General features: G+C 64.1%; 10 protein-coding genes. 2 read left to right on the top strand and 8 right to left on the bottom strand.

All coding sequences use genetic code 11. From position 1 onward, the window contains the following. Positions 1-78: 78 nt before the first annotated feature. From CEJ42_RS18375 to CEJ42_RS18360, 4 genes are all read right to left on the bottom strand, one after another. Positions 79-966 (bottom strand): phosphate/phosphite/phosphonate ABC transporter substrate-binding protein, encoded by an 888-nt coding sequence (locus tag CEJ42_RS18375; protein ID WP_088752067.1) that lies wholly within the window; start codon positions 964-966, stop codon positions 79-81. Then, on the bottom strand, positions 963-3,260 hold the full coding sequence (locus CEJ42_RS18370) for a bifunctional diguanylate cyclase/phosphodiesterase (protein WP_420840783.1): 2,298 nt from the start codon (positions 3,258-3,260) through the stop codon (positions 963-965). The genes CEJ42_RS18375 and CEJ42_RS18370 overlap by 4 nt, the downstream gene beginning before the upstream one ends. A 375-nt stretch (positions 3,261-3,635) precedes the next feature. Next, positions 3,636-4,709, bottom strand: coding sequence for a ketol-acid reductoisomerase (gene ilvC / locus CEJ42_RS18365; RefSeq protein ID WP_338064263.1), 1,074 nt, complete (start codon positions 4,707-4,709; stop codon positions 3,636-3,638). Between the two features lie 85 nt (positions 4,710-4,794). Continuing rightward, positions 4,795-5,922, bottom strand: a complete 1,128-nt coding sequence (locus tag CEJ42_RS18360; RefSeq protein ID WP_088752065.1) for a sigma-54-dependent Fis family transcriptional regulator — start codon at positions 5,920-5,922, stop codon at positions 4,795-4,797. 172 nt (positions 5,923-6,094) lie between these two features. On the opposite strand from CEJ42_RS18360, the gene CEJ42_RS18355 reads away from it, so the two are divergent. Continuing rightward, entirely contained in the window at positions 6,095-6,997 is a 903-nt protein-coding gene (locus CEJ42_RS18355) for a LysR family transcriptional regulator (protein ID WP_088752064.1), read from the top strand. A gap of 653 nt (positions 6,998-7,650) precedes the next feature. Here CEJ42_RS18355 and CEJ42_RS18350 read toward each other — a convergent pair. The 4 genes from CEJ42_RS18350 to CEJ42_RS18335 all read right to left on the bottom strand — a co-directional run bounded on the left by CEJ42_RS18350 (position 7,651) and on the right by CEJ42_RS18335 (position 12,295). Next, the gene (locus CEJ42_RS18350; protein WP_088752063.1) at positions 7,651-8,448 is read right to left on the bottom strand and encodes an SDR family NAD(P)-dependent oxidoreductase; all 798 of its coding nucleotides are present in this window, start codon (positions 8,446-8,448) and stop codon (positions 7,651-7,653) included. A 26-nt stretch (positions 8,449-8,474) separates the two neighbouring features. Beyond that, positions 8,475-9,245, bottom strand: coding sequence for an SDR family NAD(P)-dependent oxidoreductase (locus CEJ42_RS18345; RefSeq protein WP_088752062.1), 771 nt, complete (start codon positions 9,243-9,245; stop codon positions 8,475-8,477). Between the two features lie 113 nt (positions 9,246-9,358). Further along, positions 9,359-11,242: a TRAP transporter large permease gene (locus tag CEJ42_RS18340; protein WP_079218322.1), complete on the bottom strand. Its 1,884-nt coding sequence runs from the start codon at positions 11,240-11,242 to the stop codon at positions 9,359-9,361. Between the two features lie 18 nt (positions 11,243-11,260). Next, a complete protein-coding gene (locus CEJ42_RS18335) occupies positions 11,261-12,295 on the bottom strand; it encodes a TRAP transporter substrate-binding protein (protein ID WP_079218321.1) in 1,035 nt (344 codons plus the stop codon). Between the two features lie 710 nt (positions 12,296-13,005). Here CEJ42_RS18335 and CEJ42_RS18330 point away from each other — a divergent pair. Continuing rightward, positions 13,006-14,187 carry an acetyl-CoA acetyltransferase gene (locus CEJ42_RS18330; protein ID WP_088752178.1) on the top strand — a complete coding sequence of 394 codons (1,182 nt, stop codon included), beginning with the start codon at positions 13,006-13,008 and terminating at the stop codon, positions 14,185-14,187. Positions 14,188-14,254: the final 67 nt, after the last annotated feature.

The raw sequence follows: 14,254 nt of genomic DNA, 5'->3' as shown, positions 1-14,254 counted from the left end.
AGCACTCCAGGGCAGAAAACGGGAGTGAAGATGTTACTGCAGTCCGGGCCGCTTGTGCGCCCGCCCGACTGCGCCCGATCAAGGCAGGTCGCGGATGATGCGGTAATCGGCGTCGCGCACCGCCACGAAGCGGGTGGCGTGCAGGCTGCGCAGCGTGGCCTGGACCTGCGGCGACTTGTTGTTGAGGAACACCGCGCGGATCTTGTTGCGGATGTCGGCGCACAGCTGGCCGCGGTAGACGAAGGGATCGAAAGGAATCGGCGCCGAGCGCCACAGCACGCGCACATCGCGTTTCTTCAGCTTGCCCTCGCTGATCATGTGAGAAAGGTTGGTGCTGGCCACGAAGGCGGCGTCGGCATTGCGGTTCATCACCGCCAGCACCGACTGCTCATGGTTGCCCGAATAACCGATGCGAGAAAAGTACTTCGCCAGCTGGAATCCGTTCTGGCGCGCGAAGACATGGCGCGGGATCAGCGCCCCCGAGGTGCTGTCCGGGTCGGCCAGCGCCAGCACCTTGCCGCGCAGCGAGGCGACGCTGTCGTAGGGCCCCTGCTGGCGCGTGATCAATAGCGAGTAGTAGACCGCCGAGGCGCCGCCCTGGGCGAAATTGGGCTCCTGCTGCTCCATCGAGGCGAAGGGCGTGACCTGCGGATCGCCCTTGTGCGCGGAGACATAGGATGCCGGCCCCAGCCGCGCGATGTCGACGGCGCCGGCGATCAAGCCTTCGATCACCGCGCCGTACGACGACGGCACCACCATCTCGACCGGAATCTTCAGCTGCTCGCGCAGCTCGTCGAGCAGCGGGTCCATGGCGTTCTGCTGGTCTTCGTCGCTGCCTTGCGGAATGAAGGAAAAGCGCAGGCGCGCCGGGCGCTCGCAGGCACCGGCGCTTTGCGCTGCGGCGGGCTGCGCGGCAAGGCCCAGCGCGGCGGCCAGGAGGGCGGCAAGCGCGGCAATAGTCCTCATGCGATCTCGTACCTTCCCTTTTGCAAGATGGCCTCCAGCTGGTCCGCGGGAACCGGGCGCTGCAGGTAGAAGCCCTGCACCTGGTCGCACCCCATCACCTTCAGGTGCATCAGCTGCTCCTTGGTCTCCACGCCCTCGGCCACCACCTTCAGCCCCAGGTTGCGCGCCAGCGTGACGGTGGAGGCGACGATCATGCCGTCGCTGTTGTCGTTCCTGATGTCGCTGATGAAGGAGCGGTCGATCTTGAGCGCATAGACCGGCAGCGTCTTGATGTGGCTGAGGCCGGAATAGCCGGTGCCGTAGTCGTCCAGATAGATCTTCAGGCCTTCGGCGCGCAGCTTCTCCAGCGTGGCGCGCGCGGTCTCGACGTCTTCGATGAAGCAGCTCTCGGTCACTTCGATCTCCAGCAGGTCGGGCGTGAGCTGGTGGCGCCGCAGCGACTCGCGCACGGTGCCGATCAGGCTCTCGTCGCGCAGCTGCTTGGCCGAAACGTTGATCGCCACCGGCAGCAGCGGCGCGCCGTGGGCCCGCCACTGCGCCAGCTGGCGACAGACCGCCTCGATGATCCAGTGGCCCAGCGGCACCACCAGATCATGCGCCTCCGCCAGGCCGATGAATTCGCCGGGAAAGATCAGGCCGTGCTCGGGATGCTGCCAGCGGATCAGCGCTTCCATGCCGGTCACCCGGAATTGCTGCAGCTCCACCTTGGGCTGGTAGTGCAGGCAGAATTCGTTTTCCTTCAGCGCCTGGCGGAAGCGGCCCAGCAGCTCCAGGCCGCGTACCGCGATGGCGTTGAGCGACGCGTCGTAGAAGCGGTACAGGCCGGTGCCGGAGGTCTTGGCGGTGTACATCGCCGAGTCGGCGTTGGTCATCAGTTCCTCGATGGTCTGGCCGTCGCGCGGATACAGCGCGATACCGATGCTGGGCGCGGTCTCCACGTAGCTGCCCAGCAGGTCGGGATACGGCGCGCGGATGCTCTCGACCAGCTTGTCGGCGATCTCGGCCACACTTTCTTCATTGCGGATCTCGGACACCATCACCACGAACTCGTCGCCGCCCAGGCGCGCCACCAGGTCGTACTCGCGCAGCGCGGCGCGCAAGCGGCGCGCCACTTCCTGCAGCAGCGCATCGCCCACGGCGTGCCCCTGGGTATCGTTGATCAGCTTGAACTTGTCGAGGTCGAGGAAGAACAGCGCATACAGGTTGCGGCTGCGCTTGGCGCGCGAGAGCTCGGTCGAAGCCAGTTCGTAGAACAGCATGCGGTTGGGGATGCCGGTCAGGTAGTCGTGCGAGGCCAATTGGTAGGCGCGCGACTTTTCCTGCTCCAGCTGGTTGATCAGCCCGCTCTTCTCGCGCTCGGAATACAGCAGCTTCTCGTAGAGGAAGCGGCGGCGATGCGCCAGGTTGATCAGGCCAGCGGTCAGCAGCACGATGGCGATCGAAATGGCGATGGCCTGCACGTAGTACTGGCGGTGCGCCGGCCACAGCTTGCCCAGCAGCTGCTGCGGATCGCGACTGACCACCACCGCCAACGGATAGTGCAGCAGGCGCCGCTGCACGCCCACATGCTGCACCTCGTCGCCGGGGCGCAGCGCGTGAATCAGGCCGTCGCCCTTGCCGGCCAGCAGGAACAGCGCGTAGTCCTGGCCGGCGTAGTTGGAGCCGCCGGAGAGGATGCCGCCCGACAGCTCGGCCAGCTGCAGGCCGGCGGCGTTGATGATCTCGATACGGCTGGCGCCGGCCACGCTGACTTCCTGGTAGGTCTTGAGGAAGTAGCCGAGGTCGAGGATGGCGGCGAAGAATCCCCGGAGTTCGCCCTTGTCGTTCTGCAGCGGGATCAGCAAGGGCACGCGCCAGCTGTAGCCGTCGCGGTTGTTGGGCGGGTTGATGATCATCTGGTTCTGGTTGCGCGCCGAGGTCAGCGAGCTCATGAAACCGGCGTTGATCAGCTTGCTCAGTTCGGGTTCTTCCCTCTGCCGCGCCGACGAATAGACCAGGCGGCCGGCGGCGTCGAACATGGCCACGCGCAGGTAGGCGGAGTCGCCGTTGAACAGCGGGTTGAGATAAGGCGCGGTCTGGTGCTCGCCGTTGAGCATGGCTTCGCCGATGCGCGAATACAGCAGCGTCTTGCCGAGCACTTCATCGAGGTTGGCCGAGACGATGGCGGCGACGTTCTTGCTGTCGGCGATGGAGCCGGCGATGGCCAGGTCCTTCTCGTTTTCCACGCGGGTGATGGTCAGGTACCACAGCATCACCAGCACGCAGGCCGACAGCAATGCCAGGCCGACCGACATCCCGCGGCCCGCGAGAAACTCGGTCAGCAGCCTTTTAGGCTCCAAAGATCTAGGCTTACGCAATCCCCACCCGCTTGAACATTGCGCCGGCGAGCCCGGCGCGCGCTTGTTTCCCCTTGAGCCGGAGCAGATTAGTACGGCAATGTGTCAAGTTGATGACAAACGGGCGGGTGTTGCGTGAGGTGTTTTCATGTGGCGTCGGGAGGGTCGTTCTTGCAGCATGGCGGCGCGTTGCCGGCTTGTTTTTCCGGGCACTGCATACGCCAAAAGAAAAAGGACGCCGAAGCGTCCTTTTCCGTACCAGCAATGCAACAAGAACAAAGAACAAAGAACAAAGAACAAAGAACAATCTTAGTTCTTGGATTCGAGCTGGTGTTAGTTCTTGGTCTGGTCCACCAGCTTGTTTGCCTTGATCCACGGCATCATGGCGCGCAGCTTCTCACCCACGACTTCGATCTGGTGCTCGGCGTTGATGCGACGACGCGACAGAAGGGTCGGCGCGCCGGCCTTGTTTTCCAGGATGAAGCTCTTGGCGTATTCGCCGGTCTGGATGTCGGTCAGCACCTTCTTCATCACCGCCTTGCTCTCTTCGTTGATGATGCGCGGGCCGGTCACGTACTCGCCGTATTCGGCGTTGTTCGAGATCGAGTAGTTCATGTTGGCGATGCCGCCTTCGTAGATCAGGTCGACGATCAGCTTCAGTTCGTGCAGGCACTCGAAGTAGGCCATTTCCGGCGCGTAGCCGGCTTCCACCAGGGTTTCGAAACCGGCCTTGATCAGTTCGACGGTACCGCCGCACAGCACGGCCTGCTCGCCGAACAGGTCGGTTTCGGTTTCTTCGCGGAAGTTGGTTTCGATGATGCCGGCGCGGCCGCCGCCGTTGGCGGTGGCGTACGACAGGGCCACGTCACGGGCGCTGCCGGACTTGTCCTGGTACACGGCGATCAGGTGCGGCACGCCGCCGCCCTGGCTGTAGGTCGAACGCACGGTGTGGCCAGGCGCCTTCGGGGCGATCATGATCACGTCCAGGTCGGCGCGCGGCACCACCTGGCCATAGTGGATGTTGAAGCCGTGCGCGAACGCCACGGTGGCGCCCTGCTTGGCGTACGGCGCCACGTTCTCGGCATACACCTGGCCGATGTTTTCATCCGGCAGCAGGATCATGATGACGTCGGCGCCCCGGACCGCGTCGTTGACTTCGGCAACCTTCAGCCCGGCCTTCTCGGCCTTGCTCCACGATGCGCCGCCCTTACGCAGGCCAACGGTCACCTTGCAGCCCGAATCCTTCAGGTTCAGCGCGTGCGCGTGACCTTGCGAACCGTAACCGATGATGGTCACGTTCTTGTTCTTGATCAGGGACAGGTCTGCGTCTTTGTCGTAAAAAACTTTCATGGTCTTCCTAAGAGAATCGATGTACCGGGCTCCCCGCCCGGCGGTGTTGGTTGTCATGGCAAACGCGCCGTTGCCGTGGCAACGGCGCGCCGCCTTCTAGCGTGTGTGGAGCCGTCGTCGCGCCGCTGGGCGCCCTGCCGGCTCAGGCGACGGCATAGGCCGGCATCGCCTGGTCGCGCACGTGTGGAATATCCAGCTGGCGCAGCTTGCGATACAGCGAGGCGCGGCACATCCCCAGTTGCCGCGAGGCGGCGGAGATGTTCCAGCGACTGCCGATCAGCGCATCGATAACGCGCGTGCGCTCATCCCGGAGCGCTTCGCCTGATTGGCGGGCAGGATGGGCGAGAGCGGCCGCCGCATCGGCTTGTGGCACGATGGGGCGGACATTGGCGGCGTGGCCGGTATGGCCCAGGTTCGCCGCCTGGAATTGCATCAGTTCTTCGGGCAGGTCGCGCACTTCGATGCGCCCGCCGTCCATGACCGCACAGCTGTAGCGGATCACCGCATGCATCTGGCGCAGGTTGCCCGGCCACGGATAGGCCAGCATGCGCTGCAGCGCGGCCGGCGCGATCATGCGCTCGTCGGCTTCGTCCACCGCCAGCTCGGCGGCGATCATGTCCATGATCACGCGGCGGCGGTCGGCGCGGTCGCGCAGCGCGGGCAGGCGCAGCACGCCGCCGGCGATGCGGTAGTAGAGGTCTTCGCGGAAGCGGCCGTCGGCGATCAGCGTCTTCAAGTCCTGATGGGTGGCGCAGATCAGCTGCACGTCCACCGGCACCGGACGCATCGCGCCCAGCGGAATCACCTCGCGCTCGGAGAGCACGCGCAACAGGCGCGTCTGCAGCGCGAACGGCATGTCGCCGATCTCGTCCAGGAACAGCGTGCCGCCGTCGGCCTGCTGCACCTTGCCTTTCATGCCGCCGGGCAGCGCGCCGGAGAAGGCGCCCTTGCAGTAGCCGAACAGTTCGCTCTCGGCCAGGCTCTCGGGAATCGAGGCGCAGTTCACCGCCACCCAGGCGGCGCGACGGCGCTCGCTGTATTCGTGCAGGGCGCGCGACAGGTATTCCTTGCCGGTGCCGGTTTCGCCAAGAATAAGAATGGGAATGCCGCGGTCGATCAGGCGCTTGCCGCGCTCGACCAGGTCGCGCATGACTTCGTCGCCAACGGCCAACTGTTCGATGGCGCGGTAGCGCGGCGCATTGCGGGAAGAATTCGAACCGGCTGTTCTGACGCTTTCTGCCAAAGGTAGGTCTACCGTTTGTGTCGGCATGATTGTCTCCTGTCGTGAACTGCTTTTCTTCTTATTCGCGGCGGGCGCGCTTTTGGCGGCTTCCACCTTTGAGGCGGTCGCAAGTTTGCCACCTCTGCGTCGAAGAATAACGAGACTATTTGATGACTTCCAATACAATGTACAGACAGAATCAATACCTTGAAGGTATCAAATGATCGAACTGAGACACCTCAGCTATTTCCGCACCGTAGCAGAAACGCTCCATTTCGGACGTGCCGCGGCGCTGTTGCATATCTCACAACCCCCGCTCACACGGCAGATTGCAGCGCTCGAGAAGGAACTCGGCGCGCAATTGTTCGACCGCAGCAAACGGGCCATCCAGCTGACCCCGGCCGGCAAATATTTTTATCGCGACACCACAGAAATTTTCAAGGCACTGGAGCGGGCGAAACGCAACGTATCGTCGTCCAGCACCGGCAAGAGCGGCGCGCTGAAGGTCGGCTTCATGATGTCCACCGCCTACAACATCCTGCCCTCGGTCACCCGCCATTACTCGGCCGCCTATCCCGAGGTCGACATGCGCCTGACCGAGCACGTCCCCAACCTGCTGGCCACCGACATCGAAGATGAAAAGGTGGACGTGGGCATCATGTACCGCCCCGAAGACTGCAGCCGCCTGGACAGCCACACCATCTACGCCGAGCCGCTGCTAGCGGTGCTGCCGCGCGACCACCGGCTGGCCGCCAAGCCGGCGATCTCGGTGGCCGAGCTGGCCGACGACTCTTTCGTCAGCATCCCGCGCAGCATCGCGCCGGTGGTGTTCGACATCATCGTCAACCACTGCCAGTCCAACGGCTTTCGCCCGCGCATCGTGCTGGAAGCCAACCTGCAGCAGACCATCGTCAACCTGGTCGGCGAAGGCCTGGGCGTGGCGCTGGTGCCGACCTCCATGCAGGCCATGCACCTGGAGACGACGGTGTTCAAGCCGCTGATCAATGCGCCGGTGGTGGAAGTGGCGGTGATCTGGAACAAGGAAAACTCCAATCCCTGCATCAGGACCTTTGCGGATACGGCGGTGGAGGTCTGGCGGAAGGTGCGGCCGGTGGGAAATTGAGATGGGCTTCGTTTTCTTGCCGGCGACTGCGGGCTGGCGTCGATGAGATGACGGACCGGGCCACTGGAACGATGAGGATTGGCTTGCCCCCTTGCGCGGATCACGACGAACGACGCTGGATCCCGGCCTTCGCCGGGATGACGGAGAAAGCAGGATAGCGAGCCACGAAATCGATGCCGCAGGCGAGTGGCAAGCACGCGAGGCCGAAGGCGAGCACGAAAAAAACAAGGCAAAGCCGCAGGCGAGCCGAATCGGAAGTCCGCTTCTGCCCAGCCGCTGAACCGTGCGGAAAAATGGATCAGAAAGGAGGCCGGAGCGCAGCGACTTGCCTCCTTTCCCATTTTTTCGTGCGGTTCAGCGGGTACCCCGAAGGGGCTGGGCGGTAGCCGCCGCCTTCTTTTGCTTACTTTTCTTGGCGGAGCAAGAAAAGTGAGCGGCTGCCGGGCCGCCCCCGGCGCTCCGCTTCGACCGGAGAAAGAAAAGCATAGAGCCGGTACATCTGCAGGCAGCAATACCAGACTACCCGAGCGTCAAACAACCGTATGCACGCCGACTTCGATACGCCGCATAAGCAGCTACTCACCCCGAACGACGCTCAAAGAAGCGCAACAAACTGCAACGACGCCGGATCCCCGCTCCCGCCCCAAAAAAAATCAAGCAACCTTCAACGACAACCCACCATCAACAATCAGATCCAACCCCGTGATATACCGCGCATTATCCGAAGCCAGGAACAAGGAAGCATGCGCCACATCCCACGCATCCCCCATGAACCCCATCGGACACTGCGCATGCCGCTTGGCCCGCATCTCCTCGATATCCCCGCCGTAAGAAGCCTTCAGCGGCTCGCGGATCATCGGCGTATCCATCAGTCCCGGCAGGATGCAATTGGCGCGAATCCCCAGCGGCGCATACTGCATCGCCACGTTCTTGGTGAAGGCCAGGATCGCCGCCTTGGTGGTGGTGTAGCCCAGGTAAGGGAAGCCGATCCAGCGCAAGGCCGCCAGCGAGGAAATGTTCACGATGGCGCCCTTCTTCTGCTTTTCCATGATGGGCAGCACGTACTTGTGCGTCAGGAACAGGCTGGTCTGGTTGACCGCCACCAGGCGGTTCCAGCTCTCCTCGGTGGTCTCGACCGGGCCGCCGGTCTCGGCGATGCCGACGTTGTTGTGCAGCACGTCGACGCGGCCGAAGTGATCCATCGCCGCATCGGCAATCGCTTTCACATCGGCGGTCTTGGACACGTCGCCGGCGATCACCTCGCACACGCCGCCCTCGCTGCGGATGATTTCCTGGGTCTGCCTGGCGGCGTCGATGCTGCGGTCCACCGCCAGGATCTTGCCGCCTTCGCGCGCATACAGCGCCGCCGCGGCCTTGCCGTTGCCCCAGCCCTCGCCCACCGAACCGGCGCCGGTGACGATGATGACCTTGCCTTCCATCAGTTTCTGCATTGCCTGTCTCCTGTCGATTGTCGAATTCAGATTTCCAGCACGCCGCCGGCGACGAAGCCACCGTCGACCGGGATCACGTGGCCGGTGATGTAGGATGCGTCGTCCGAGGCCAGGAAGGTCACTGCGGCGGCGATCTCGTCGGTGCTGCCGTAGCGGCGCATCGGCACCAGCCGGTAGTAGCTCTGGCGCGTTTCTTCCGAGTGGATGGCCTGGGTCATGGGGGTGTCGACCGGGCCCGGCGCGACGCTGTTGACGGTGATGCCGTGCTGCGCCAGCTCGATGGCCATCTGGCGCGTCAGGCCGATCACCGCCGACTTGGAGGTGCCGTAGGCGGTGCGGCCGGCGCCGGCGCGAATGCCCGAGATCGACGAGATGTTGACGATGCGGCCCCACTTGTTCTTCACCATCATGCGCGCGGCGCACTGGCCCGCCACCAGCACGCCGGTGACGTTGATGTTCATGGTCTGCAGCCAGTTGTCGATGGGGAAATCGAGGAAGGAATAGGTCTTGGCGATGCCGGCGTTGTTGACCAGCACGTCGCAGCGACCGTAGTCCTTCTCCACCGCGGCGAAGGCCTGGGCGATGGACTCCGGGTTGCCGAGGTCGATCTGCACCGGCGCTGCCTTGTGGCCCTTGGCCGCCAGCGCGTCGGCGGTCTTGGTGGCGGCCTCGAGATTAATGTCTGCCACCAGGACGGTGTAGCCCTTGCCGGCCAGCTGTTCGCAGATGCTGGCGCCGATGCCCATGGCTCCGCCCGTCACGAACGCCACGCGGGCGCCGCTATCGCTTTGATTCATGTTGTCTCCGTGGATGATGGCGGCCCCGTGAAGGGGGGAGGATGGGGCCGCCGTTTTAAGTCGTTACCTTGTCAGTGGTCGATGATCTGCCTCGGGTGACTTGGATGATGGGGTCAGAGGAAGCCGATCGAAATCCAGGGCACGAAGGCCACCACCAGCAGCGCCACCACCAGTGCGGCGAGGTAGCCCCACACGCGGTTGAACACGCCGTCCGGGGACACCTTGCCGATCGCGCAGGCGGCGTAGAAGCCGACGCCGAAGGGCGGTGCGAACAGGCCGATGCCCATCGCCAGGATCACCACCATGGCGTAGTGCACGTCGTGCACGCCGAGTGAGCGCGCCACCGGGAACAGCAGCGGGCCGAACAGCACGATCGCGGGGATGCCTTCCAGCAGGCTGCCCAGCACGATGAAGATGACGATGGTGATCAGCAAAAAGCCTGTGCCGCCGCCCGGCACGCCTTGCATCAGCGACACCAGCTTGGCCGAGAAGCCCGACTGCGTCAGCGCCCAGGCCATCGAGGTGGCCATGCCGATGATCAGCAGGATCGCGCCCGACAGCGCGGCGGCCTCGATCAGCATCGGATACAAGCGCTTGAAGTCCAGGTGCTTCATGAACAGGTGCATGATCAGGCCGACCACGATGGTGTAGGCCACGCCGATGGTCGCCACTTCGGTGGCGGTGGCCACGCCTTCGATGACCGCCACGCGGATCAGCATCGGCAGCGCCAGCGCGGGGATGGCGGCGATCATGGTCTTCATGATCAGCGACATCGGCGCGCGCTTGACGTCCGGCATCGGTTCGCGGCGGGCGCGCATCCAGCAGACGACGGCGATGGCGATGGTGGCGATGGCCGCCGGCATCAGGCCGCCGATGAACAGCGCCGTGATCGACACGCTGCAGACCGCGCCGATGGTGATGAGCACCAGGCTGGGCGGAATGGTTTCGGTCATCGCGCCCGAGGACGACAGCAGCGCCACCAGCTCTTCCGGCTTGGAGCCGCGCTTTTTCATCTCGGGGAACAGCGCCGGCGCGATCGCCGCCATGTCGGCCGCCTTGGAGCCGGAGATGCCCGACACCAGGAACATCGCGCCCAGCAGCACGTACTGCAGGCCGCCGCGCACGTGGCCCAGCAGCGAGGCCATGAAATCGATCAGGGTCTTGGCCAGGCCCGACATCTCCAGCAGCGAGCCCAGCAGCACGAACAGCGGCACCGACAGCAGGATCAGGCTGGACATGCCCTCGTCCATGCGGCTGACCACGATCATCAGCGGCGCGCTGGTGGCCAGCGCCAGGTAGGCCATGGTCGCCGTGCCGAAGGCGAAGGCGATGGGAATGCCGCCGGCCACGCACACGCCGATCAGCAGCACGAAGAACACGATCAGGTTGTAGTTGCCCATGGCCAGCAGCGCCGGCTTGGCCAGCCACAGGCCGCCGCCGATCACCACCACCACGGCCAGCGCCGAGAGCAGCAGGCGCATGGAGGTCATCGCGGCCATGCGCGAGACCGCCGCCAGCAGCATCAGGATCGCGCCCACCGGCAGGGCCGCGGCGCGCAATCCGTCAGGGATTTCCAATGCGGGAGTGGTGATGGCCATCTGCTCCACCGAGTGATCCACCGCGGGGTGGATCACCATCAGCACGAAGATGCACACCACCAGGGCCGCGACCGTTTCCAGCCAGACGCGGCCCTTTTCGGAGCACTTGTTGATGATGGCGGTCAGCCGCATGTGCTCGCCGCGGTCCAGCGCCAGCACCGCGCCCAGCATGGACAGCCAGATGAACAGGATCGAAGCCAGTTCATCGGACCACACCAGCGGGTCGTGCAGCGCATAGCGGTAAATGACGCCGGTCAACAGCACCACCGTCTCCGCCACGACCAGCGCAGCGGCCACGGCGCCGACCACATGCATCACCATGCGGTTCAACGCCACCAGCGCGCGCGCGGCCGGGTTCATATTTACCGGTTCGCGGTAAGTCATTGCAGCTTCCATCATCAACCTCCTGGACGACTATTAGGCCAGCTTGCCGGTGTACTTTTCCAGCAACGCCCACGGCTCGTCGCCGAACTTCTTCTTCCACTCGGCATAGAAGCCGGCGCTGCGCAGCTTGGCGCGGAAGGAATCAGCATCGATGTCGTTGAAGGCCAGGCCCTTGCCCTTCATCTCGCCGACCAGCGAGTCGTTGAGCTTGCGCACGTCGCCACGCTGGTTCATGCCGGCTTCGTTGATGGCGCGGGTCATCACGTCCTGCAGGTCCTTGGGCAGCTTCTCGAAGGACTTCTTGTTGCCCAGGAACCAGAAGCCGTCCCACATGTGGTTGGTGATGGAGCAGTACTTCTGCACTTCGTACAGCTTGGCCGTGGAGATGATCGCCAGCGGGTTTTCCTGGCCTTCGACGATCTTGGTCTGCAGCGCGGAATAGACTTCGGCGAAGTTGATCGAGGTCGGCGCCGATTCCACCGCGCGGAACATCGAGGTCCACAGCGGGCTCGGCGGCACGCGCAGCTTCATGCCCTTCAGGTCGTCGGCGGTCTTGATCGGCCTGGTGCTGTTGGTGATCTGGCGGTAGCCGTTGTCCCAGATCTTTTCAAAGGCGAACAGGGTCGACTTGGCTTCGATCTGCTTGCGCACGTGCACGCCCAGCTCGCCGTCCATGGCGGCCCAGACCTGATCGTAGTCCTTGAAGGCGAAACCGATGCCGGAGATCTGCGCGGCCGGCACCAGGGTGCCCAGGATCAGCGGCGACAGCGTGAAGAAGTCGATCGCGCCGGCGCGCACCTGCGACAGCATGTCGGTGTCGGTGCCCAGCTGGTTGTTCGGATACAGCTGCAGCTCGATGCGGCCCTTGGAGTCGGCGGCGATCTTGGCGGCCATCTCCTTGGCGCGGGTGTTCATCGGGTGCGACACCGGCAGGTTGTTGGCGTACTTGAAGGTGAATTCGGCGGCGTGCGCGGAAGTCCCATACAGGCCGGTGGCGGCGGCGGCCGAGGCCACCGATGCGGTCTTCAGAAAAGAGCGACGCGTGATCTTACCAGTGGGGTTTCCCATCTGTTTATCTCCTGTTTGTAGTTATATGAAAATTGCTGAACTTCAGGGGTCTTCCCCGTAACGTCAACACTGCCTATGCAACGACAGAGCAATTTGGATGCCAAGCCGCCGGATCGAAGCCGGCGATGCGGGCGTCTCCGCCCTGTCATCGGCATTGCGCCTGTATTCTCTGCGATAAGGGCCGGCCTGTACAAGGGCGCAGGCGCCCGCTGCAACAATTTATTTGATGGAAATTGATGCGACACCTGTCGCACAAGTGTCGCATCGCTGTCGCATGCGACGACAGTTGTACAGCCGGGCGCAGCGCGGCTTTTCATGCTGCACCGCAATGACTTACGTTAACGTAAAGTCGTGCTATCTTGAGAGAGTCGGCGGCGAAATTCCAGCGGCCGAAGACCATCCCGAAGTACTGCAATACAACAAGTAAAACCATGAAAACGCGAGAACCGGCGCGGCTTTGCGCCGGCCTCGCAGGAGACGGGCAATACGCCGGCCGGGCGCCGCGCCGACATCTGCCGCACCGATGCAACGACGCCGTCGCCGGGCCGCGAGGACCACGCGAGGCGTCTGTACGCGCGCTGAAAACGCACGCCGCAGGCGCTTGGCGAGAGTGGCACCGATTTTGCATATTGCCCTTGCGTGAACCGGAGCGCGTATCGCTTTACCGACAAGAGATGCGTTCCATCGACCAAGTCTTACAAGGACACAACATGACTGCTTCTGCATCCGCACCCTGCATTACCGGCTGGCATCATTCCCAATTCGGCAAGCTCGACGGCATCGATCCCGAAGTACTGATCGGGCAGGTCGCCAAGGCCGCCATCGAACACGCCGGCCTGCAGCCGGAAGACATCGACTCCATCCACGTCGGCACCTTCAATGCCGGCTTCCTGTACCAGGACTTCCCGTCCTCGCTGGTGGTCAACACCCTGCCGCAGCTGCGCTTCAAGCCGGCCGTACGCGTCGAGAACGCCTGCGCCACCGGCTCGGCGGCGATCCATTCGGGCATGCAATCGATCAAGGCGGGCGAATCGAAGCACGTGCTGGTGATCGGCTTCGAAAAGATGACCGAGCTGGCCACGCCGCAGGTCGGCGAAGTGCTGCTCAAGGCCTGCTACGCCAAGGAAGAAGCCGGCATCCCCGGCGGTTTCGCCGGCGTGTTCGGCAAGATCGCGCAGAGCTACTTCGACCGCTTCGGCGACCAGTCTGACGCGCTGGCGATGATCGCCGCCAAGAACCACAAGAACGGCATGTCCAACCCGTACGCGCACATGCGCCGCGATTTCGGCTTCGACTTCTGCCGCAATGTGTCCGACAAGAACCCCTACGTCGCCGGACCGCTCAAGCGCACCGACTGCTCGCTGGTCTCCGACGGCGCCGCCGCCATGGTCATCAGCGCGGCCGATGCCGCCAAGTCGATGCCGCGCGCGGTGCAGTTCCGCGCCGCCGTCCATGTGAACGACTACCTGCCGCTGTCGCGGCGCGACGCCACCCGCTTCGAAGCGGCCGAACTGGCCTGGAAGCAGGCGCTGGGCGCGGCCAAGCTGAACCTGTACGACCTGTCGCTGGTGGAAACCCACGACTGCTTCACCGTGGCCGAACTGCTGGAATACGAAGCGATGGGCCTGGCGCCGCACGGCCAGGGCGCGCGCGTGATCGCCGAAGGCATTACCGCCAAGGACGGCAAGCTGCCGGTCAACCCTTCGGGCGGTTTGAAGTCCAAGGGCCACCCGGTCGGCGCCACCGGCGTGTCGATGCACGTGATGGCGGCGATGCAGGCCGCGCATGACGCCGGCGACATGCAGATCGCCAACGCCAGATACGCCGGCGTGTTCAACATGGGCGGCGCTGCCGTCGCCAACTACGTCAGCATCCTGGAACGCATCCACTGATCGTTTTCAGCATTGGCAGCACCCGCCGCCCGCGTTCATCCGGCGGGCGGCGTCGATATCCCCGCAA

Origin of the sequence: Herbaspirillum robiniae (assembly GCF_002213415.1) — a bacterium.
Classification (GTDB): domain Bacteria; phylum Pseudomonadota; class Gammaproteobacteria; order Burkholderiales; family Burkholderiaceae_D; genus Herbaspirillum; species Herbaspirillum robiniae.
Note: the sequence above shows the minus strand (reverse complement) of the source record. Positions and strands in the feature narration are given on the sequence as shown.

Bases quoted from the DNA above. Each gene is read 5' to 3' on its own strand.
- CEJ42_RS18350 (WP_088752063.1), bottom strand. From the start codon at position 8,448: ATGCAGAAACTGATGGAAGGCAAGGTCATCATCGTCACCGGCGCCGGT.
- CEJ42_RS18335 (WP_079218321.1), bottom strand. From the start codon at position 12,295: ATGGGAAACCCCACTGGTAAGATCACGCGTCGCTCTTTTCTGAAGACC.
- CEJ42_RS18355 (WP_088752064.1), top strand. From the start codon at position 6,095: ATGATCGAACTGAGACACCTCAGCTATTTCCGCACCGTAGCAGAAACG.
- CEJ42_RS18370 (WP_420840783.1), bottom strand. From the start codon at position 3,260: ATGTCGGTCGGCCTGGCATTGCTGTCGGCCTGCGTGCTGGTGATGCTG.
- CEJ42_RS18330 (WP_088752178.1), top strand. From the start codon at position 13,006: ATGACTGCTTCTGCATCCGCACCCTGCATTACCGGCTGGCATCATTCC.
- CEJ42_RS18340 (WP_079218322.1), bottom strand. From the start codon at position 11,242: ATGATGGAAGCTGCAATGACTTACCGCGAACCGGTAAATATGAACCCG.
- ilvC (WP_338064263.1), bottom strand. From the start codon at position 4,709: ATGACAACCAACACCGCCGGGCGGGGAGCCCGGTACATCGATTCTCTT.
- CEJ42_RS18375 (WP_088752067.1), bottom strand. From the start codon at position 966: ATGAGGACTATTGCCGCGCTTGCCGCCCTCCTGGCCGCCGCGCTGGGC.
- CEJ42_RS18345 (WP_088752062.1), bottom strand. From the start codon at position 9,245: ATGAATCAAAGCGATAGCGGCGCCCGCGTGGCGTTCGTGACGGGCGGA.
- CEJ42_RS18360 (WP_088752065.1), bottom strand. From the start codon at position 5,922: ATGCCGACACAAACGGTAGACCTACCTTTGGCAGAAAGCGTCAGAACA.